17 protein-coding genes are annotated in these 21,254 nt (G+C 74.1%); 11 read left to right on the forward strand and 6 right to left on the reverse strand.

Annotated elements, in window-relative coordinates; all coding sequences use genetic code 11:
* Nucleotides 1-246: 246 nt before the first annotated feature.
* A complete protein-coding gene (locus ABD223_RS22490; protein ID WP_344038356.1) occupies nt 247-1,923 on the reverse strand; it encodes a DEAD/DEAH box helicase in 1,677 nt (558 codons plus the stop codon).
* A gap of 296 nt (nt 1,924-2,219) precedes the next feature.
* Here ABD223_RS22490 and ABD223_RS22495 point away from each other — a divergent pair, with 296 nt between their 5' ends.
* Nucleotides 2,220-3,233 (forward strand): Gfo/Idh/MocA family protein, encoded by a 1,014-nt coding sequence (locus ABD223_RS22495; RefSeq protein WP_344038357.1) that lies wholly within the window; start codon nt 2,220-2,222, stop codon nt 3,231-3,233.
* Between the two features lie 84 nt (nt 3,234-3,317).
* On the opposite strand, the gene ABD223_RS22500 is transcribed toward ABD223_RS22495, so the two are convergent.
* The gene (locus tag ABD223_RS22500; RefSeq protein ID WP_344038358.1) at nt 3,318-4,364 is read right to left on the reverse strand and encodes an LCP family protein; all 1,047 of its coding nucleotides are present in this window, start codon (nt 4,362-4,364) and stop codon (nt 3,318-3,320) included.
* The gene (locus ABD223_RS22505; protein ID WP_344038359.1) at nt 4,361-4,864 is read right to left on the reverse strand and encodes a SigE family RNA polymerase sigma factor; all 504 of its coding nucleotides are present in this window, start codon (nt 4,862-4,864) and stop codon (nt 4,361-4,363) included. The genes ABD223_RS22500 and ABD223_RS22505 overlap by 4 nt, the downstream gene beginning before the upstream one ends.
* A 253-nt stretch (nt 4,865-5,117) precedes the next feature.
* Here ABD223_RS22505 and ABD223_RS22510 point away from each other — a divergent pair, with 253 nt between their 5' ends.
* The 7 genes from ABD223_RS22510 to ABD223_RS22540 all read left to right on the forward strand — a co-directional run bounded on the left by ABD223_RS22510 (nt 5,118) and on the right by ABD223_RS22540 (nt 14,168).
* A complete protein-coding gene (locus tag ABD223_RS22510; protein WP_344038360.1) occupies nt 5,118-7,445 on the forward strand; it encodes a phosphoketolase family protein in 2,328 nt (775 codons plus the stop codon).
* Nucleotides 7,442-8,539: an acetate/propionate family kinase gene (locus ABD223_RS22515; protein WP_344038361.1), complete on the forward strand. Its 1,098-nt coding sequence runs from the start codon at nt 7,442-7,444 to the stop codon at nt 8,537-8,539. Before ABD223_RS22510 ends, ABD223_RS22515 begins: the two co-directional genes overlap by 4 nt.
* A gap of 180 nt (nt 8,540-8,719) precedes the next feature.
* Nucleotides 8,720-10,177 carry a family 43 glycosylhydrolase gene (locus ABD223_RS22520; protein ID WP_344038362.1) on the forward strand — a complete coding sequence of 486 codons (1,458 nt, stop codon included), beginning with the start codon at nt 8,720-8,722 and terminating at the stop codon, nt 10,175-10,177.
* A 76-nt stretch (nt 10,178-10,253) separates the two neighbouring features.
* Nucleotides 10,254-11,624, forward strand: a complete 1,371-nt coding sequence (locus ABD223_RS22525) for an AbfB domain-containing protein (RefSeq protein ID WP_344038363.1) — start codon at nt 10,254-10,256, stop codon at nt 11,622-11,624.
* 1 nt (nt 11,625) lies between these two features.
* The gene (locus ABD223_RS22530; protein ID WP_344038365.1) at nt 11,626-12,108 is read left to right on the forward strand and encodes an AbfB domain-containing protein; all 483 of its coding nucleotides are present in this window, start codon (nt 11,626-11,628) and stop codon (nt 12,106-12,108) included.
* A 14-nt stretch (nt 12,109-12,122) separates the two neighbouring features.
* The gene (locus ABD223_RS22535; RefSeq protein WP_344038367.1) at nt 12,123-13,562 is read left to right on the forward strand and encodes a family 43 glycosylhydrolase; all 1,440 of its coding nucleotides are present in this window, start codon (nt 12,123-12,125) and stop codon (nt 13,560-13,562) included.
* 78 nt (nt 13,563-13,640) lie between these two features.
* Nucleotides 13,641-14,168 (forward strand): YflT domain-containing protein, encoded by a 528-nt coding sequence (locus ABD223_RS22540; protein WP_344038368.1) that lies wholly within the window; start codon nt 13,641-13,643, stop codon nt 14,166-14,168.
* Nucleotides 14,169-14,255: 87 nt separating this feature from the next.
* On the opposite strand, the gene ABD223_RS22545 is transcribed toward ABD223_RS22540, so the two are convergent.
* Nucleotides 14,256-14,642: an ATP-binding protein gene (locus ABD223_RS22545; RefSeq protein ID WP_344038369.1), complete on the reverse strand. Its 387-nt coding sequence runs from the start codon at nt 14,640-14,642 to the stop codon at nt 14,256-14,258.
* 115 nt (nt 14,643-14,757) lie between these two features.
* Between ABD223_RS22545 and ABD223_RS22550 the strand changes: the two genes are divergently transcribed.
* Together ABD223_RS22550 and ABD223_RS22555 are read left to right on the forward strand one after the other, a co-directional pair.
* On the forward strand, nt 14,758-16,077 hold the full coding sequence (locus ABD223_RS22550; protein WP_344038370.1) for an APC family permease: 1,320 nt from the start codon (nt 14,758-14,760) through the stop codon (nt 16,075-16,077).
* A 10-nt stretch (nt 16,078-16,087) separates the two neighbouring features.
* Complete coding sequence (locus tag ABD223_RS22555) at nt 16,088-17,086, forward strand: YdcF family protein (RefSeq protein WP_344038371.1); 999 nt, start codon at nt 16,088-16,090, stop codon at nt 17,084-17,086.
* Between the two features lie 25 nt (nt 17,087-17,111).
* Here the strand turns inward: ABD223_RS22555 and ABD223_RS22560 are convergent, their stop codons facing one another.
* Nucleotides 17,112-18,968, reverse strand: a complete 1,857-nt coding sequence (locus ABD223_RS22560) for a S9 family peptidase (RefSeq protein WP_344038372.1) — start codon at nt 18,966-18,968, stop codon at nt 17,112-17,114.
* Nucleotides 18,969-19,065: 97 nt separating this feature from the next.
* Between ABD223_RS22560 and ABD223_RS22565 the strand changes: the two genes are divergently transcribed.
* Nucleotides 19,066-19,605: an ArsR/SmtB family transcription factor gene (locus ABD223_RS22565; protein WP_344038373.1), complete on the forward strand. Its 540-nt coding sequence runs from the start codon at nt 19,066-19,068 to the stop codon at nt 19,603-19,605.
* Between the two features lie 171 nt (nt 19,606-19,776).
* Here ABD223_RS22565 and ABD223_RS22570 read toward each other — a convergent pair whose 3' ends face one another.
* Entirely contained in the window at nt 19,777-21,237 is a 1,461-nt protein-coding gene (locus tag ABD223_RS22570; protein ID WP_344038374.1) for an aldehyde dehydrogenase family protein, read from the reverse strand.
* Nucleotides 21,238-21,254: the final 17 nt, after the last annotated feature.

A 21,254-nucleotide genomic window follows, 5' to 3' on the forward strand; every position in this document is an offset into this window, starting at 1 on the left:
GATGAGCCAAGGAGTTGATGTGTGAGATTGTCTTCCTAAGACCGCTTGGCCTCCGACTTCCGGCGGCCCGCGCTGGCCGCCTGCCCGCCCGCGCCGCCTGCCCGCGCCGCCTGCCCGCGTCGGCTCGCCCGGACCGCCCGCACACGATGGCCTGCCCGCGTCGCTCGCCCGCGTCGGCAATCGGCGTCGGCGGTCAGCCCCAGGTGTCCGCGTCGGGCCGGCACCGGCCGCCGGTGTCGGGCGGCGTCAGCGCTGGTCGTCGCGCTCCCGGCGAACGGTCACCTTGCGACCCTTGATCGTGGCGCCCCGCAGCGACGCGATGACCTGCTGAGCGGACGCCTCCGGCACCTCGACCAGCGAGAACCGGTCGGCGATCTCGATCGCGCCGATGTCGCGACCGTTGAGCCGCGCCTCGCCCGCGATCGCGCCCACCAGGTCCTGCGGCCGGATGCCCGCGCTGCGCCCCGCGCCCACGAACAGCCGCGTCATGCCCGCCGAAGGCCGCCGGGGCTTGCGCTCCCGCCGGTCGCCGCCCGCCTCCCGGCCACGCCGCTCACCCGACCGCGGCACGTACTCGGGGATCTCCTCCTCGTCCGCCGCCGCACCGGTGGCCTCGTGCGCCAGCTTGACCGCCGCCAGCGCCACCTCCATCACGTCGAACTCGTCGGCCAGCGTCTCCACCACGACCCGGAAGCCCTCCAGGTCGTCCTCCAGCAGGCTCTCGTGCAGCGCGGCGCGGGTCAGCTCCAACCGGCGCGCCCGCAGGTCGGCGATGGTGGGCACCTTCTCGACCTGGATGCGCTGCTTGGTGACCCGCTCGATGGTCTTGAGCATGCCGTGCTCGCGCGGCTCGGCGAGGGTGATCGCCACGCCCTCGCGCCCCGCGCGCCCGACCCGGCCGATGCGGTGCACGTACGACTCCGGCGCGGACGGCACGTTGTAGTTGACCACGTGGGTCAGCTGCTCGACGTCCAGGCCGCGGGCCGCCACGTCGGTGGCCACCAGCAGGTCCGCCGTGCCGTTGCGCAGGCGCGCCATGACGCGGTCGCGCTGCTCCTGGCTGATGCCGCCGTGCAGCGATTCCGCGCGGTAGCCGCGGCCGTTGAGGGTCTCGGTGAGCTGGTCGACCTCGTCGCGCGTGCGGCAGAACACGATCGCGGCGGTCGGCGCCTCCACGTCGAGCACCCGGCCCAGCGCGGCCGGCTTGTGGGCGCGCGGCACGACGTACGCGCTCTGCCGCACCCGCGGCGCCTCGCCGGGCTCGGTCTGCTCGCGGCCGATGGTGATGCGGACCGGGTCCTTCAGGTGCCGCCGGGCCAACCGGTCGATGTGCGGCGGCATCGTCGCGGAGAACAGCACGGTCTGCCGGTCGGACGGGGCCTCGGAGAGGATCGAGTCCAGGTCCTCGGCGAACCCCATGTCCAGCATCTCGTCGGCCTCGTCCAGCACGACGACCTTCAGGTGCTCCAGCTTCAACGTGCCGCGGTTGAGGTGGTCCACGGCCCGGCCCGGCGTCGCCACCACGACGTCGACACCCTGCTCCAGCACCCGCAGCTGTCGCCCGATCGGCTGACCGCCGTAGATCGGCAGCACCCGCGCGCCCAACTCGCGCCCGTACCGGTGGATGGCTTCGGAGACCTGCACCGCCAACTCGCGCGTCGGCACCAGGACCAGCGCGAACGGCGCCCGCTCCTCCCTGCCCCCGCCACCCATGCGCTCCAGCACGGGCAACGCGAACGCGGCTGTCTTGCCGGTGCCGGTGGCAGCCTGGCCGAGCAGGTCCTGGCCTGCGGTGAGCGGCACGATGGCCTCGCGCTGGATGGGGGTGGGCTCCTCGTAACCGAGGCCGGTCAGGGCGCGGAGCAGTTCGGGGCGCAACCCGAGGTCGGCGAAGCTGGTCCGGTCGTCGGGCTCGTCGTTCATGGGGTCAAGTTTCGCTGATCGCCCCGGAAGCGCGCGGCGAGGGGTCCGCCGTGCGCGGGTGGGAGGGGTCCGAGTGTGGAACTCGGGGGATCTGAACGTTCGACACGGTGGTCCTGGACGTTCGACTCGCGCGGGCTGGGCGTACGACTCGCGCGGTCTGGGCGTACGACTCGCGCGGTCTGGGCGTACGACTCGCGTGACTTGGGCGTACGACTCGCGCGGGCTGGGCGTACGACTCGCGGGGTGAGGTGGTGGTTAAGCGGTTAAGGTTGGGTGTGGCTGTGGTGCGGTGGGGGGTGTTGGGGGCTACTTCGCACATTGCCGGGCGGGTGTTGCCGGCGGTGGGAAGGGTGCCCGGGAACGTGGTGGAGGCCGTGGCCAGTCGGCCTGGGCGGGTGGCGGCCGCTGGTGAGGTGGCGCGGCGGTTCGGGGCTCGGGTCCACGACGGGTACGACGCGTTGCTGGGGGACCCGGAGGTGGACGCCGTCTACGTCGCGCTGCCCAATTCCGAGCACGTGACGTGGGCGTTGCGGGCGTTGGAGGCCGGCAAGCACGTGCTGGTCGAGAAGCCGATGGCCCTGTCCGAACAGGACTGCCTGCGCATCGGGCGGGCCGCCGGCGACCTGGTGGTGATGGAGGCGTACATGTACCGCTTCCACCCGCAGCAGCGGAAGGTCGTCCAGCTCCTCGGAAGGGGAGAAGAGGGCTGCGGAGAGGCAGAGGGCAGGGGAGAAGGGGAAGGCGGGGGGATTGGTGAGTTGAGGGTGGTGCGGGCCGCGTTCGCCTATCCGACCCCGGTCGAGGGCAACATCCGGTTCGACCCCGCGCTCGGTGGCGGCGCCACGTGGGACGTCGGTTGTTACGCGTTCGACGTGCCGTTGTGGGCGTTCGGCGTGGAACCCTGCCGGGTCTGGGCGCGGTTCCACGGCGACCCGGTCGACCTGGGCGCGGTGGCCGTGCTCGACTTCGGCGACGGGCGCTCGGCGGTGCTCGACTACAGCCTGGAGTACGGGCCGCGCGCCCACTACGAGCTCCAGGGCACGCGCGGTTCGATCTCCGTGCGCAACGCCTGGACCACCCCGCACGAGGACGGCGTGATCACCGTCGTGACGCTCGACGGCGTGCGGGAGGAGGTCGTGCCCGCCGCGGACGCGTACGAGTTGCAGGTGGCGGCGTTCGCGGACGCGGTTCGGGGTAGGCGGGAGAGCCTCGTGGTGCCGCTCGACCACTCGGTTCGGGTTGCCCGGGTGGGGGAGGCGCTGATCAGGGCGAACGCGGTTGGTGATTGGGTCGACTTGACGTCCCGGTGACGTCGTGGCGAGGCCCGTTGCCACCCCGTTGAGCCGTGGTGGGGTGGTGCGCCGGGTGACGGGCGCACCACCCCACCAGGGCGGTCAGCCCACGCAGTTGTCGGGGCCGGCGGTCGGGGGCGGGGGGCTGTCCGGGGCGGGATCGGCCAGGTGGCTCGTGGCGAACGCGCGGACCGCCTCCGGGCTCACGGGCCGCACCAGGCCCGGGTCCAGCCCGTCCTGGCCGACCTCGGTCGGGTCGAGGACCGGGATGACGGCGCCCCGCACCGCGCCGGCCGGGCGGAGCAGCCCGGCGACCTCCATCGGGTCCCAGCCCGGGTCGGTGAGCACGGTGCGCCGCACCACCGCCGCCACGCCGGCGAGCGCGGCCGGGTCGGCGGCCAGTTCGGCCGCCCGGGACAGCGCGCCCGTCAGGAACGCCTGGTGCCGCACCGCGCGGTCCACGTCGCCCTTCGGCAGGCCCCGCCGCTGGCGCAGGAACGCCAGCGCGTCCGCGCCGCGCAGCGTGTTCCGCCCGGCGGGCAGGTCCACGCCCGAGGCGGGGTCGACCGCCGGGGCGCGCAGGCACACCTCGACGCCGCCCAGCGCGTCGGACAGCTCGGCGAAGGCGCTCATCCGCACGGCCGCGTGGTGGTCGACGCGGACCCCGGTCAGGTGCGACACCGCCCGCGCCAACGCCTCCGCGCCCGCCAGGTGCGCGTCCTGGCCCGCGGTCCCCGCCGCCTGGTAGGCCCGCGCGTAGGCGTCGCCCAACCTGCCCGGACCGACGTCCGGGAGGTCGACCAGGGTGTCCCTGGGCAGCGACAGGGTGCTGACCGCGCCGTCCGGGCTGATCCTGGCCACCACGACGGCGTCGGGTCGCGGCACGTCGTCCAGCCCCACCAGCAGCACGGTCCGCCCGGTCGGCGGCGGGACCTCGGTGGCGGCGGGCGGTGAGCCCCGGTCGACGACCAGCGGGACCGCCACCGCGACGACCGCGGCCACGGCGGTCAGCGCGCCCACCGCGAGCAGGGCGAGCGGTCGCCGCCGCGCCCGCCTGGTCCGCAGGGCGGCGAGCACGGCGCGGTGGTCGACGGCTTCGTCGGCCTCGGCCGTGACGGCCTCGCGGATGAGGGCTTCCTGGTCGGTCATCGCAGCACCTCCGTCGGGGTGGTCCGGTTGACTCGCAGCGCCCGCAGCGCGCGGGAGACGTGGCTGCGCACGGTGCCCTCGGTACAGCCCAGCACCGCGGCGATCTCGGCGTCGGTGCTGTCCTCGTAGTAGCGCAGCACGATCGCGGCCCGCTGCTTGCGCGGCAGCGTCGCGATCAGGGCGCGCATCGCGTCGCGCTCGGCGTGCCGCACGGCCGGGTCGGCCGTGGTCGGGCCCAGCTCGGCCAGCGCCGCGTGCGAGGTCGACACCTCCTTCGCGGCGCGGCGACGTCGCCACGACAGGTAGTCGTTGGTGACCATGCGCTTGACGTAGAGGTGGGGCGCGTCCATCGCCCCGATCCGGTCCCACCGCCGCGACGCCCGCAGCAGCACCTCTTGGACGATGTCCTGCGCCAGGTGCTTGTCGCAGGTCAGTGCCGTGGCATAGCGCAAGAGCCGGTCAAGGCGATCGGTGACGAACCGGTCGAAGTCGTCCCGCACGTCGCCCCCTTCTGCCGCTGGGTCGGTTGCGGTCGGGAAACCCCGCGGTGGACGCGCGACGTTGAACGGCGGTGCTATGACGTGCGACACACCCTTTGCCGGTTCGGGGCGCCCCGAGGCGAGCCCGACCGGAAAGCGGCCCCGAAAAGCCGCCCCGGGAAGCCTCCCCGGAAGCGGCCCGGTGCGCGGAACGCCCTCCCCACGGGTGACCACGCGGCTTTTCCCCGGCGGCCCGCGCGGGTAGTCACCGGGCATGACGACCACGGCGCACCAGGCGACCGACACCGCGCGCCGCTACCGGCGGGCCTGCGACTACGCCGCGGCGGCGATGATCTACCTCAAGGACAACGTGCTCCTGCGCGAACCGCTGCGGCGCGAGCACCTCAAGCCGCGGCTCCTCGGCCACTGGGGCACGTGCCCCGGCATCACGCTGCTCCACAGCGGCCTCAACGGCCTGGTGCGGCGGACCGGGCAGCGGGCGCTGCTGGTCACCGGCCCCGGCCACGGCGCGCCCGCCGTGCACGCGAACCTGTGGCTGGAGGGCACGCACGCGGAGCTGGACCCGGCGCTGGGCCGGGACGGCGCGGGCCTGGCCGAGCTGGTGCGCCGGTTCTCCCGGCCCGGCGGCTTCCCCAGCCACCTCTCCCCGGAGGTGCCCGGGGTGCTCCACGAGGGCGGCGAGCTGGGCTACGCGCTGGCCACGGCGTTCGGCGCGGCCTTCGACAAGCCCGACCTGCTGGTGGCGTGCCTGGTCGGCGACGGCGAGGCCGAGACCGGTCCCACGGCCGGCTCGTGGCACGCGAACAAGTTCCTGTCCCCGCGCACCGACGGCGCGGTGCTGCCGGTGCTGCACCTCAACGGTTACAAGATCTCCTCGCCCACGGTCTACGGCTGCATGGACGACGAGGAGCTGACCGCGTACTTCCGCGGCGCCGGGTGGGCGCCGCACGTGGTGGACGTGACGCGCACCGACGACCCGGACGCGCTGCTGGCCGAGACCCTGGACCTGGCGCACGCCGGGATCGCCGCGGTGCGCGAGCGGTGGGAGCCCGGTGAGCGGGCGGTGTGGCCGATGCTGGTGCTGCGCTCGCCGAAGGGCTGGGGCGTGCCCGCGCACGACGCCGCCGGCGAACCGCTGGAGGGCACGTTCCGCGCCCACCAGGTGCCGCTGGGCGGGGTCCACGACGACGACGCCGAGTTCGCGCTGCTGGAGCGGTGGCTGCGGTCCTACCGGCCGGAGGAGCTGTTCGACGCCGACGGCCGCCCGCACGACGACCTGCTCGCCGAGCTGCCGCCGGCGGAGCTGCGGCTGGGGCGGGCGCCCGAGGCCAACGGCGGCCGGCTGCGCCGCGACCTGCCGCTGCCCGACATCGCGCCGTTCGCGGTGGACGTGCCCGCGCCCGGCTCCGCGAGCGCGAGCCCGACCGGCACGGCGGGGGAGTGGCTGGCCGAGCTGGTGCGGGCCACCGAGGACCGCCGGGACTTCCGCGTGGTCTGCCCCGACGAGCTGGAGTCCAACAAGCTCGGCGCGCTGCTGGAGGCCACCGACCGGGCGTTCACCTGGCCCGTCCCCGACACCGCCGAGCACGTCGCGCCGGGCGGCCGGGTGCTGGAGGTGCTGTCGGAGCACCTGTGCCAGGGCTGGCTCCAGGGCTACCTGCTGACCGGGCGGCACGGCCTGTTCCCGTGCTACGAGGCGTTCGCCTCGATCGTGGACAGCATGGTCAACCAGCACGCCAAGTTCCTCAAGATGGCGGGCGAGGTGCCGTGGCGCGAGCCGGTGGCGAGCCTGAACTACCTGCTCACCAGCGAGGGCTGGCGGCAGGAGCACAACGGCTACAGCCACCAGGGCCCCGGCTTCATCAACAACCTGCTCACCAAGAAGGCCTCCACCGCGCGCGTCTACCTGCCGCCGGACGCCAACACCCTGCTGGTCACCCTGCGCCGCTGCCTGGCCTCCACCGACCGGATCAACCTGGTGGTCGCGGGCAAGAACGAGGGCGCGCAGTGGCTCGACCTGGACGCCGCCGAACGGCACTGCGCCGCGGGCGCGGGCGTGTGGGAGTGGGCCTGCCACGGCGACGGCGACCCGGACGTGGTGCTGGCGTGCGCGGGCGGCATCCCCACCGCCGAGGTGCTCGCGGCGGCGACGGTCCTGCGCGACCGCGCGCCCGACCTGACCGTGCGCGTGGTCAACGTCGTCGACCTGCTGTCCCTCGCGCCCGCCGACCGGCACCCGCACGGCCTGGCCGACGAGGACTTCGCCGCGTGCTTCCCCGACGGCGTCCCGGTCGTGTTCGGCTTCCACGGCTACCCCTCGGCGGTGCACGAGACCCTGCACGGCAGGCGCGGCGCCGAGCGGTTCCACGTCCACGGCTACCTGGAGGAGGGCACCACGACCACGCCGTACGACCTGCTCGTGAGCAACCGCATGAGCAGGCACGACCTGGCCGCGGACGCGCTGCGCCGCACCGGCCGCGACGACACCGCGGTGCTGGCCGAGCGGGACGGGCTGCGGGCCGCCGCCCACCGCGACGGCGTCGACCCCGAGGCCGTCACCGGCTGGCGGTGGGGCGCGTGAACGCCGTCCTGACCGTCAACACCGGGTCGAACAGCCTCAAGCTGCACCTGGTCGCCGACGACCGCGTCCTCGACTCCGCCGAGGTCGAGCAGCCGCCCGACTCCGACGAGGCCCGGCAGGCGCTGGACGACCTGCTGGGACGCGTCGGGGGCGACCTCGTCGCGGTCGCGCACCGGCTCGTGCACGGCGGCCCGGACCTGCGCGCCGCCACGCCCGTGGACGACGCGGCCCTCGCCGCCGCCCGCCGCGCCGAGGAGCTGGCGCCGCTGCACGTGCCGCCCGCGCTGCGGCTGCTGGACGTGCTGCGCGAACGGCTGCCCGACGTGCCGCACGTGCTGTGCCCGGACACCGCGTTCCACGCCGACCTGCCCGAGGTCGCCGCCACCTACCCGCTGCCCGCGGAGTGGCGGGAGCGGCACGGCCTGCGCCGCTACGGCTTCCACGGCCTGTCCTACCGGTGGGCGCTGGACCGGGCGGCGGAGATCCTGGACCGGCCCGCGGGCGGGCTGAGCGCGCTGCTGGCGCACCTGGGCGGCGGCTGCTCGGTGTGCGCGGTGCGGGACGGGCGCAGCGCGGACACCTCGATGGGCTTCACGCCGCTGGAGGGCGTGCCCATGTCCAAGCGCTCGGGCAGCGTCGACCCCGGGATGCTGCTGTGGCTGCTGCGGCACGGTGGCCTCGACCTGGACGCCCTCGAACGCGGTCTCCACCACGAGTCCGGCCTGCTCGGCCTGTCCGGCGGGCGGTCGGGCGACACCCGGGACCTGGTCGCGGCGGCGGGCGACGACCCGGCGGCGGCGCTGGCGCTGCGCGTGTTCGCCCACCGGGTGCGGCGCGAGCTGGCCGCCGCGGCCACCTCGCTGGACCGGCTCGACGCGCTGGTGTTCACCGGCGAGATCGGCTGGGACCAGCCGGAGGTGCGGGCGGACGTGGTGGCCGGGCTGTCGCTGCTGGGCGTGCCCGGCGACCTGGTGTCCACACCGGACGGTGACGGGGTGGTCAGCCCGCCCGGCGCGCGGGTCCCGGTGCTGGTCGTGCGGCCGCGGGAGGAGCTCCAGCTGCGCCGCGACGCGCTCGCCGCGCTGGAGCGCTGACCCGCACCTGTTATCGCTAACAAGTGTTAACGCGGTGGTGGAGGGTTCCTGACAAGGTTGTCATGAGCAGTCGAAATGAAACCGAAATTCGGTGTTGAGCTGAACGACACCTCGCTGTTAGCGTTAACACGCCCCGCCGGCACCTGACCTCTTCCGTGCAGCGTCGCAGGGAGTGCAGCCATGAGAACCACCCTCGTCCTCGCCACGACGGCGGTCCTGCTCGGCGGTGGCCTGGCAGCCACCCCGCAGGCGACCGCGGCCACCGTGGACACCAGCGCCACCTACGTCCTGGTCAACCGCAACAGCGGCAAGGCGCTGGACCTCTACAACTTCGCCACGAACGACGGTGCGCGGATCACGCAGTGGTCCCGCAACGACGGCGCGTGGCAGCAGTGGCAGTTCGTCGACTCCGGCGGCGGCTACTACCGGGTGAAGTCGCGGCACAGCGGCAAGGTGCTGGAGTTCGCCTCCACCGCAGACCGCGCCGGCCTGGTGCAGAACACCGACGCCAACCGCACCGGTCAGCAGTTCCGCCTGGCCGACTCCGACGGCGGTCACGTGCGGCTGGTCAACCGGGCCAGCGGCAAGGCCGTCGACGTGCTGGACTTCTCCGCCGCCGACGGCGCCGACCTGATCCAGTGGCCCGACACCGGCGGCGCGAACCAGCAGTGGCAGCTGGTCAGGCTGGGCTCCGCCGCCCCGGGCACGTTCGCGAACCCGATCAAGCGCAACGGCCCGGACCCCTGGCTCCAGCACCACAACGGGTACTACCACCTGGCCACCACGACGTGGAACAACACGATCACCATGCGCCGCTCCCGCACCCTCGCGGGCCTGGCCACCGCGACCGACCAGGTGATCTTCAACCTGTCGGGCCGCCCCAACGGGTGCTGCAACATGTGGGCGCCGGAGTTCCACCTGCTCAACGGCCGCTGGTACCTGTACTACGTGGCCGGGCAGAACGTGCAGGACTTCAACCCGACCCAGCGGCTGCACGTGCTGGAGTCCTCCGGCTCCGACCCGATGGGCCCGTACAGCTTCAAGGCCGACCTGGGCAACACCTGGGAGCTGGACCCCAGCATCCTCCAGCACGGCGGGAAGCTGTACCTGATGGGCAGCGCCATGGACGGCACCCAGAGCCTGACCATCACGCCGCTGTCGAACCCGTGGACGATCAGCGGGTCGCGCCGCACGATCTCCCAGCCCACCCTGTCCTGGGAACGCCAGACGCACCCGGTCAACGAGGGCGCGGAACCGCTGTACCGCAACGGCCGCACGATGATCGTCTACTCGGCCAGCGCCTGCTGGGGCCCCGACTACAAGCTGGGCCTGCTCACCCTCACCGGCTCCGACCCGCTCAACCGCTCGCACTGGACCAAGTCGCCCAACCCGGTGTTCCAGCGCAGCGACGCCAACGGCGTGTTCGCCCCCGGCCACAACGGGTTCTTCAAGTCGCCCGACGGCACCGAGGACTGGATCGTCTACCACGCCAACGACTCCGCGGGCGGCGGCTGCGACATGAACCGCTCCACCCGTGCCCAGAAGTTCACCTGGAACTCCGACGGCACGCCGAACTTCGGCACCCCGGTCCGGCTCGGCACCACGCTCGCCGCCCCCTCCGGCGAGCCCGCCGCCTGACCGAGCGCCCCTCCGGTGGCCGGCGGGCCTCTCCCCCCGCCGGCCACCACCCCTCCCTGCCCTCAGGAGCCCCCTCATGCTGCACCGACGCACGTTCCTGGCCGGCGGGTTGTCCGCCGCCGCCCTCGCCGCCGCGGGTCGGACCGCCACCGCGGCGCCCGGTGACTCCGCCTACGTGATGGGCTACTTCACCGAGTCGCCGAACCGGCTGGCCAACCGCTACTCGCTGCACCTGGCCGTCAGCCCGGACGGCCTCCAGTGGACGCCGCTGAACCAGGGCAACCCGGTGGCCACGCCCACCGCGGGCACGCGCGGCCTGCGCGACCCGTTCATCCTGCGCAAGCAGACCGGCGGGTTCGCGGTGCTGGCCACCGACCTCAACGGCACCGACTTCACCCAGCAGAACCAGCACATCCACGCCTGGGACTCGGCCGACCTGCGGTCGTTCACCAACTACCGCAGGCTGCGGATGCACTCCATGCCGACCCACACGTGGGCGCCGGAGGCGTTCTGGGACGCCGCGCGCGGCCAGTACGGCATCCTCTACTCGGCCAACAGCGGCGGGCGCGACGCGTTCTACGTCAACTACACCACCGACTTCGCCACCGTCTCCGCGCCGCAGCTGTTCTTCGACCCCGGCTTCAACGTCCTGGACGCCACCGTGCACGTGGGCAACGGGATGAACTACCTGTACTACAAGAGCTTCGTCGACGGCCGCCTCTACGGCGCGCGCTCCACCACCCTCAACCCCCGCAGCTTCGACCGCGGCACCTACACCGGCGGCGTGGTCAGCGGCGGCATCGAGGCGCCCATCGTGGTCAAGGCGCACAACCGCAACGAGTGGTTCCTGTGGGGCGACTCGTTCTCCCCGGTCAACGGCGAGCTGTACGCGTGGCGCAGCGGCGACGTCAACAGCAACTCCTGGACGCCGCTGTCCAAGGCGCAGTACACCCAGCCGCTCAACGCCAAGCACCCCACCATCTGCGGCATCACCGCCGCCGAGCACAGCGCGCTGCTGGCCCGCTGGGGCGCGCCGACCTGGAACCGGATCAAGTCCTACAGCCACCCCGACCACCTGATCCGGCACGCGGACAACGCCGGCCGCATCGACCCCTACCCGTTCGACCCGCACCAGGACTCGCTGTGGCAGCTCGTGCCCGGCCTGGCCTCGTCGTCCGGGATCTCGTTCCGCTCGGTCAACCACCCGGACCGCTACCTGCGGCACGCCGGGTACGTGGTGGGCCTGGCCGCCGACGACGGCAGCGCGACCTTCGCCGCCGACGCCACCTTCCACCGCGTGGCCGGCCTCGCCGACGGCGCGTGGACCTCGTTCCGCTCGCACAACTTCCCCGACCGGCACCTGCGCCACGCGAACTACGCGCTGCGCGTCGACCCGATCTCCACCGCGGCCGACCGCGCCGACGCCACCTTCCAGATCGGCCACTGACGTGCGAAAATCCCCTGCCGCCCTGGTCGCGGCCCTGCTCGTCGGGCTCCTGGCGACCCCGACCGCGCACGCCGCGGGCCCCGCGCCGCACTACGTCATGACGGCGTTCACCAACAGCAGCGAGTCGAACATGCACGTCTACGACCGCAACGTCACCGCGAGCCTCAACGGCTCCACCGGCAGCACGTGGGCCCCGGAGTGGTTCCGCGACTCCGACGGCAGCGTGCACGTGGTGTCCTCCGCCTCCACCACCGGCACCGCCGGCCAGTTCCGGCCCTACCGGATCACCGCCACCGACCGCGCGGACGCCACGTTCACCATCGGGCCGGGCCTGGCCAACGCCGACGGCTCCTCGTTCCAGGCGGTCAACTTCCCGGGCCGCTACCTGCGGCACCACGGCTACGAGGTCCGGCTCGACCTGAGGTCGGGCGACGCCGCCTTCGCCGGTGACGCCTCGTTCACCGTCACCGCCCCCCTCGGCTGACCGGAGCGACAACCATGAGAACCGCACACCGACGACCGATCCTGCTCGTGGTCGCGTTCCTGACCGCGTTCGCGGGCCTGGTGGTGGCGCCCGCCCACGCCACCCCCGCCGTCCAGTACACCAACCCGATCGCCCACCAGCGGGCCGACCCGCACATCTTCAAGCACACCGACGGCCACTACTACTTCACCGCCACCGCGCCCGAGTACGACCGGATCGTGCTGCGGCGGGCCACCACGATCCAGGGCCTGGCCACCGCGTCGGAGCAGGTCATCTGGCGGCGGCACGCCGGCGGCGAGATGGGCGCGCACATCTGGGCCCCGGAGATCCACTTCGTCAACGGCAAGTGGTACGTCTACTTCGCCGCCGGGCGCACCGACGACGTGTGGCGCATCCGCCCCTACGTGCTGGAGAACTCCTCCGCCAACCCGCTGACCGGCAGCTGGACCGAGCGGGGCCGCGTCAACGTCCCGTGGGACACCTTCTCCCTGGACATGTCGACCTTCGTGGTCAACGGCGTGCGGTACCTGACCTGGGCGCAGGCCGAACCGGGCATCAGCACCAACTCCAACGTCTACCTCGCCCGGATGGGCGCCAACCCCTGGCAGGTCACGGGGACCGTCGCCCGGCTGGTCGTGCCCACGCTGACCTGGGAGACCAGGGGCCACAAGGTCGCCGAGGGACCGGCGGTGGTCCAGCGCGGCGGGCGGGTGTTCATGACCTACTCGGCCAGCGCCACCGACGCCAACTACTGCCTGGGGATGCTGTCCGCGTCGGCCTCGGCGGACCTGCTCAACCCCGCGTCGTGGAGCAAGTCGTCCACGCCCGTCTTCCAGAGCAACGCCGCCACCGGCCAGTACGGTCCCGGCCACAACTCGTTCACGGTGTCCGAGGACGGGCGCAGCGACATCCTCGTCTACCACGACCGCAGCTACCGGGACATCTCCGGCGACCCGCTCAACGACCCCAACCGGCGCACCCGCGTGCAGAAGGTCTACTGGAGCGCCGACGGCACGCCCGACTTCGGCATCCCGGTCGCGGACGGCCCCACCCCGGTGCGGTTGAAGTCCTACAACCACCCCGACCGGTTCGTCCGGCACTACGACTTCAGGGCCCGCCTGGAGGCGAACGTGCGGCCACTGGCGGACTCGCAGTTCCGCCTGGTGACCGGCCTGGCCGGCTCGGGCACGGTATCGCTGGAGTCGACCAGCCACCCGGGCTACTACCTGCGGCACCGCGACTACCAGCTGTACGTGGAGCGCGACGACGGCTCGTCGGTGTTCCGGGGCGACGCGAGCTTCACCCGCCGCGCCGGCCTGGCCGACGGCACGGCCGTGTCGTTCGAGTCGCAGAACTTCCCCGGCCGGTACGTCCGGCACAACGGCACCACCCTCAGCGTGGACGCGATCAGTGACGCCGTCGGCCGCGCGGATGCCACGTTCGTGTTGGAGTAGGCCCGAAAGGAGAAGGTTGGACGGTCGGGACGTGGGAACTCACTCCGGGAACTACGACACGGAGGCAGGTGGGTTCCCATGTCCCGACCGCACGACCAGGCGGGGGACGCCCGCGAGCAGCGCGTGGTGCTCGGCAGCTACCGCGACTACGCGGACGCGGAGCGGGTGGTCGACCGGCTGTCCGACGCCGGCTTCCCGGTCGAGCACACCGCGATCGTGGGCCGCGGCCTCAACAGCGTCGAACAGGTCACCGGGCGGCTGACGACCCTGCGGGCCGCGGGGCAGTCGGCGCTGTCCGGCGCGGTGCTCGGCGCCCTGTTCGGCTGGGTCTTCGGCCTGTTCAACTGGATCAACCCGGTGATCTCCGGCCTGCTGCTCGCGTTCTACGGCCTGCTGTTCGGCGCCGTGCTGGGCCTCGTGCTCGGCGCGATCGGGCACGCGATGACCGGCGGCAGGCGCGACTTCTCGTCGATCGCGGCCATGCGGGCGGACAGCTACGAGGTCCTGGTGTCGGCGCACCTGGCCGACCAGGCCGTCCAGGCGCTGGGCGGCGCGCCCGCACCGCGCTCGGACAGCCCCGCGCCCGCGCCGCGCCCGACCGCCTGAAGCCCGGGACCCGAGGTCGCCCCGGGCAGGGAGCGGCACGTGCCCGGCCTCGGTCGGGCCGGGCTGCGCGTCAAGCCGCCCGGGGCGTCAAGCCGCCCAGACCTCGGCCCAGACGACCTTGTGCTGGTCGTGGCAGTGGAAGCCCCAGTGCGACGACAAGCGGTTGACCAGCAAGAGGCCCGTGCCCGGGTTCGACGTGCCCGGTCTGCCCAGGACCGGCAGCCGGCTCGGGCTGCGGTCCTGCACCTCCACGCGCAACGCGCCGTCCTCGCGCCGCAGGCGGACGAGGTGGGGCCCCTCGGCGTGCCGGCGCGCGTTGGCGATCAGCTCCTCCGCGACCAGCGCGAAGTCCCGCGCGGTCTTGCCCGGCAGGTCGTCGGCTGCCTCGCGGACCCAGCGGGCGACGTCCACCGGCGGCGGGACCTCGGCCTGCGCCGAGTCGAGGCCGTCGTCCGGCAGCCCCGTCGCGTTCATCTGCAAGCACCACCTCAAAGGCCCTGTCTGCTCAAGGCCCGGGGCCCGTGTACCCGCGTCTCGGCGGTCCTAAACCCGTGCTTCGCGGGCATGTCCACCGGGTACCGGGACGGACATGGAGACCACCCTCAAACGGGCCGTCAGCACCCCCCTGCTGTACTTCTTCATCCTCGGCGACACCCTCGGCGCGGGCGTCTACGTGCTGATCGGCTCGATCGCCGGCGAGTCCGGGGGAGCGGTGTGGCTGCCCCTGGTCACCGCGCTCGCCCTGGCCTCCCTGACCGCCGCCTCCTACGCCGAGCTGGCCACCAGGTACCCGAGGGCGGGCGGCGCGTCCCACTACGCGACCAAGGCGCTCGGCCCCGCGGCGGGTTCGCTGGTCGGGGTCTGCATGTTGGCCGCGGGCATCGTGTCGGTCGGCGCGCTGGCGCGGGCGTTCGCGGGCGACTACCTGCGGGCACTGGTGTCGCTGCCGGCGGTGGCGGTCGTCGTGGTGTTCCTGGTGGCCCTGGCGCTGCTCAACATCCGGGGCATCAAGGAGTCCCTGAGCGCCAACGTGGCCGCCACGCTCGTCGAGGTCGGCGGGTTGGCGCTGGTCATCGGCCTGGGCACGTGGGTGGTGCTGCGGGGCGACGCCGACCTCGGGCGGCTCTCCGAGGTCGGCGCCGGTGAGCAGGGCGTCGTCGCGGCGACCCTGGCGGGCGCGGTGCTGGCCTACTACTCGTTCGTCGGGTTCGAGACGTCGGTGAACCTGGCCGAGGAGGTGAAGGACCCTCGCCGGTCCTACCCCATCGCCCTGTTCGGCGCGCTGCTCACCGCCGGCGTGGTGTACCTGCTGCTGGGGCTGGTGACCAGCGCGTCCGTGCCGACCGACCAGCTCGCCTCCTCCACCGGCCCGCTGCTGGAGGTCGTCCGGGTGGCGGGCGGCGTGCCCGAGGAGCTGTTCAGCGTCATCGCGCTGGTCGCGGTCGCCAACGGCGCGCTGCTCACCGGCATCATGTCCTCCCGGCTGGCCTACGGCATGGCCCGCGACGGCCTGCTGCCCGCGCCGCTGACCCGCGTGCTGCCCACCAGGCGCACGCCGTGGGTGGCCGTCATCGCCACCTCGGCGCTGTCCCTGGTGCTCGCGCTGACCGGCGAGGTGGCCGCGCTCGCCGAGACGCTGGTCCTGCTGCTGCTCATCGTGTTCACCGCCGTCAACGCGGCCCTGCTGGTGCTGCGCCGGCGCGACGACGGCGAGCCGGACCACTTCCGGGTGCCCGTCGTCGTGCCCGTGCTGGGCATCGCCTCGTGCCTGCTGCTGTTCACCCGCATCGACGGCGAGGTGTGGCTGCGCGGCCTGGCCCTGGTCGGCCTGGGCGTGCTGCTGGCCGTGGTGAACGCCGCCCGGCGGGCCAGGGGTGGCGGCTCGGCCGCTCCCGGGCCCACCGCCTAGGTTCGCACCCATGATCTTCGGGATCGCCGCCGTCGTCCCCGCCCTGTTCTTCGTCATCGGCATGGTCCGGGACCGGAGGCGGATCGCCAACGCCGTGTGGCTCGGCGTGACCCTCGTGCTCCTGCTGCTGTGGCTGGTCTTCCGCGCCACCGAGGCCGAGGGGTGGGCGGCGGTCGCGGTCGGGTACGCGTTCGCGGCCGCCGCCGTCGGGCTGGGGCTCGTGCTGCCGGTCGCGCTGCTCGCCAACGGCGTGGTGATGCTCAAGCGCGAGGGGCTGAAGCCGGCCAACCTGCTGTCGCTGCTGGCCGGGCTGGCGATCCTCGGCGTGGTCTTCGCCTTCGTGTTCGCCACGGCGCGCACCGGGCCGCTGGTCGACGCCGTGATCGGCGCGCTGCTCGTGGTGGCGGCCTACGTCGCGTTCCTGTTCGGCAGCCTCCTGCTCTACTCGGTCGTCTACGGCAGCGTCGGCCGCCGCAGCGGGTTCGACGCGGTCGTGGTGCTCGGCGCGGGCCTGATCGGCGACCGCGTCCCCCCGCTGCTGGCGAGCAGGCTCGACCGCGCGCTGCGGCTGTACCGGCGGGAGGTCGACGCGGGGCGCGCGCCGCTGGTCGTGGTCTCCGGCGGCCAGGGCCCGGACGAGGCCGTGCCGGAGGCGGTGGCCATGGCCGAGTACCTGGAGCGCCGCGGCGTGCCGGCGGGGTCGATCGTGCTGGAGGACCGGGCCACCACGACGCAGGAGAACCTGGCCTACAGCGCGGAGCTGCTCGCCGAGCGCGGCTGGACGGGCCGGGCGGTCGCGGTGACGAACAACTTCCACGTCTTCCGCGCCGCCGTGGTGGCGCGCGGCCTGCGGCTGCGGATGCAGATCATCGGCGCGCGCACGGCGTGGTACTTCCTGCCCAGCGCGTTCCTGCGCGAGTTCGTGGCCCTGCTGGCGCAGAACCCGGTCGCGCACACCGCGTCCTGCGGCCTGCTGGTGGCCCTGTACCTGGCGCTGACCCTGGTGTGAGGCCAGTTGGGTCACACCCGCGCGGTCAGCGCGGCGAGGTCGAGGACGGGTCCGCGGTCGTCGCCTCCGCGGTCACCAGCCACCGCTCGAACCACCCGGCGATCAGGTCCACGGTCCGCTCCAGCCCGGCCCGGTCCACCCCGTGCCCCGTGCCGGGGTGCAGCACCAGCTCCGCCGGCTTCCCCAGCTCGCGCAGCCGCCGGTGCATCCGCCGGGAGTCCTCGGGGCTGGTCCGCGTGTCGTTCTCGCCGTGCATCACCAGCACGGGGGCGGTCAACCGGTGGGCGTGGGTGATCGGGCTGTGCTCGGCGAGCCGGGCCGCGTCCACCGGGTCGTCGGGGTCGCCGAGCCAACCGGCCGCCCGCGCGCGCCAGGTCGGCGGGAACGACCGCGCGTCGGAGACCAGGTCGAACGTCCCGCACTCGCTCACCCCGGCCCGCCACAGGTGCGGCAGCCGGGTCAGGCAGGTCAGCGCCGCGAACCCGCCGTACGAGGCGCCGTGCACGCCGAGCCGCCCGGTGTCCGCCCACGCCACCCCGTCCAGCAGCCGGACCGCGGCCTCCCAGTCGGCCAGGTCGCCGCCGCCCCAGTCGCGGTAGACCAGCCGCTGGTGGCGCATCCCGTACCCGGACGAGCCGCGGGCGTTCGGCGCCAGCACGCCGATGCCCCGGGACAGCAGCTCCTGCACCAGCGGGTCGAACACCGGCCGCGACTGCCACTCGGGTCCGCCGTGGACGGTCACCACCACGGGCGCGGGCGAACCCGCGCCGGCCGCCGGCGGCCGGTAGAGCAGGCACGGCACGCGCAGGCCGTCCGCGCTCTCCGCGTGCACGAGGGTCGGTTCGACCAGGGGACCGGGCAGCCGCGCGCCGCAGTCGGTGAGCCGCCGGGCCCGCCCGCGCGGCAGGTCCACCAGGAACAGGTCCGCGGCCGCGTCCGGCCGGCCCAGCTGCACCAGCAGGTCGCCCGAGGCGGTGAACCGCAACGCGTACCCGTCCACGCCGAACTCCGTCGCCGCCACCCCGGCCGGCAGGCACGTCACGTCCGCCGGCTCGCCACCGACCTCGGCCCACCGCAGCCGCGTCCACCCGTCCTCGTTGACGGCCCACGCCAGGCGCGTCCCGTCCGGTGACAGCGCCGCGCCCTCGACGTCGCCCCCCGGGGTGTCGAGCCAGGTCGGCTCGCCGTCCGGCGACAGCACCGCGAGGCCCAGGAAGTCCCGGCCCGCCGTCGTGCACGCGTAGACGCCGGACGAGTCGGGCAGCCACGCCACCGGGTGGCACTTGGTCGGCCCGTCGAAGCGGGTCAGCCGCCGCACCCGGTCGTCGGCCAGGTCGACCACGAACAGGTCCTGCTCGGTCTGCTGGTGCAGGCGCAGCACCAGCAGCAGCCGGGAGTCGGGGGAGAAGGCCATCGGCAGGTACCGGTCGTCGCCGCGCAGCACGAGCCGCTCCGCGCCGGTCCGCAGGTCGCGCACCAGCACGTCGAACACGGCGCGGTCGCGGGCGTTGGAGGCGTAGGCGAGCAGGGCGCCGTCCGGGCTGTACGGCTGCCCGGTGGAGCCGTAGGGCGTGCCGACCTCGCACCGCACGCCCTCCTCGGCGACCAGCCACGTCACCGCCCCGGTGGCGGGGTCCACCTCGGCGAGCCGGTGGTCCTCGCGGCCGTCGAGGTCGGTGAGCACCAGCAGCCGCGAGCCGTCCGGCCGCCACGCGCACCGACCGACCGACCCCGGCACCTCCAGCCGCCGCGCGGGACCGCCGGCCAACGGGAGCAGCCACGGCTGCGGCCGTCCGCCCAGGTCGCTCACGTACGCCACCACCGTGCCGTCCGGGCCGGGTTCCGCGCCGGTCAGCCACTCGAAGTCCGTCCACCTGCCCACGCCCACCGCGCCCCCAAGTGATTTCGATTCGTGCAATCGATTTCAGTTAACCAAACCAGCGCGGGGCGCGGCAACGCCGCTGGGTTAGCCTCGGCGCGTGCCCGACCAGTTCCCACCGCCCGACCTCGCGGCGCGCAACGCCACCGTCGAGGAGTTGAAGGCCCTCGCGCACCCGCTGCGCTGGCGCGTCCTGCGGCTGTGCCTGGACAGGGCGTGGACCAACAAAGAGCTGTCCGAACGGCTGGGCGTCGCGCCCGCGACCGCGCTGCGGCACGTGCGCGCGCTGGTCCGGACCGGCTTCCTGGCCGCCGAGCCGGTGCGCAGCGGCACGCGCGGCGCGCTGGAGAGGCCCTACCGCGCGACCGGCCGCACGTGGCGGCTCGGCCTGGTCGACGAGGGCGCGGGCCTGGCCCAGCGGGTGGACCTGGCGCTGATCGCGGCGCACCGCGCCGAGGCGCTGGAGGCGGGCCCCGACGCCGGCCGCGAGACCGCGCGCGGCGTGCTGCGCCTCGGCCCGGAGTCGCAGGCCGAGCTGAAGGAGCGGCTGGCCGCGCTGCTGGAGGAGTTCGTCGAGCGCGACGAGCCGGGCGGGGAGGCGCTGAGCTACCTGTGGTCGCTGGTGGCCCGGCCCGGCTGATCCCCGCCGCCACGCTCGCGCTTCGCCGCCTTGCCGCCACGCCGCTCCACCCGCGCCCCGCCCCGCACGTCACCTGCACCGCGCCGGGTCCGCGCCCCGCCGCGACGCCCGCGCCTCGCGCCAGACCCCCCGTCCCGCGCCGAGTCCCCGTCCTCCCGCGCCCGGCAACCGCTAGAACGGGTACGTCCCGTGGCCCCCCTCGACCGTCAGCCAGCGCGTGGCGGTGAACGACTCCACGCCCCAGCGCCCGCCGAACCGGCCGTAGCCGCTGGCGCCGACGCCGCCGAAGGGCGCCTGCGGCTCGTCGTCCACGGTCTGCCCGCCCACGTGCACGATGCCGGTCCGCAGCCGCCGCGCGATGGCGAGACCCCGCCTGGCGTCCTCGGTCAGCACACCTGCCGTCAGGCCGTACGGGGTGTCGTTGGCGATCGCCACGGCCTCGTCCTCGTCCGCCACCCCGGTCACCGCGACGACCGGGCCGAAGACCTCCTCGTGGTGCAGGCGCATGTCCGGGGTGACGCGGTCCAGCACGGTGGCCGGGTGGTGCGCGCCCTCCGGTTCGCCGCCGCCCGCGCGCACCCGCGCCCCCGCCGCGACCGCCTCCGCCACCAGGTCGGCCACCCGCCGCGCGGCCCGCGCGTCGACGACCGGGCCGATCACCGTCCCCGGGTCGGTCGGGTCGCCGTGCGGCAGGGAAGCGGCCTTCTCGGCCAGGCGCTCGGTGAACTGCTCGGCGATCGAGCGGTCCACCAGGACTCGATCGACCGCCATGCAAATTTGGCCGGAGTTGCCGAAGGCGCCGAAGGCGACCGCGTCCACCGCGTGCGCCACGTCGGCGTCGGCGAGCACCAGCACGGCGTTCTTGCCGCCCAGCTCCAGCACGGCGGGCTTGAGGTGGCGCGCGGCCAGCTCGCCGACGACCCGGCCCACGGCGGTCGAGCCGGTGAAGTTCACCACCCGGACCCTCGGGTCGGCGATGAGCGCCTCGGCGACCGGCGCGGCGTCCGCCCGGTCGTTGGTGACCACGTTGAGCACGCCCTCGGGCAGGCCCGCCTCGCGCAGCACGTCCGCCAGGAACAGGCCGCTCGCGATCGGCGCGTCCTCGCTGGGCTTGAGCACCGCGGTGTTGCCGACGACCAGCGGTGTCGCGATCGCCCGCGCGCCCAGGATGAGCGGCGCGTTCCACGGCGCGAACGCCGCCACCACGCCGACCGGCTCGCGGACCGCGAGCGAGAGCCGGCCGCCGACCCCCGTGCTCAGCACCTCGCCGACCGGCAGGGTGGCGGACGCGGCGGCCTCCCGGAACATGCCCGCGGCCAGCCCGACGTTGAAGTGCCCCCAGCCCGTCACGGCGCCCGTCTCGGCGGTCATGATCGCCGCCGCCTCGCCCGCCCGCGCCTCCAGCAGGTCGGCCGCCGCCGACAGGACCTGCCGCCTGCGGGCCGGTGGCAGCGCCGCCCACGCCGGGAACGCCGCATCGGCCGCGTCCACCGCCAGGGTGACGTCGGCCGGCCCCGCGGCGGCGACCGTCGCGTAGACCCCGCCCGTGAGAGGAGTGGTGTCGTCGGTGGTCCGCCCGGTCTGGGCAGCCACTTCCCGACCGCCGATGAGGAGTTCGCGATGGATCGTCATCGTTGACCAATCTGTTC

Origin of the sequence: Saccharothrix xinjiangensis (genome assembly GCF_039527585.1) — a bacterium.
GTDB classification, from domain to species: domain Bacteria; phylum Actinomycetota; class Actinomycetes; order Mycobacteriales; family Pseudonocardiaceae; genus Actinosynnema; species Actinosynnema xinjiangensis.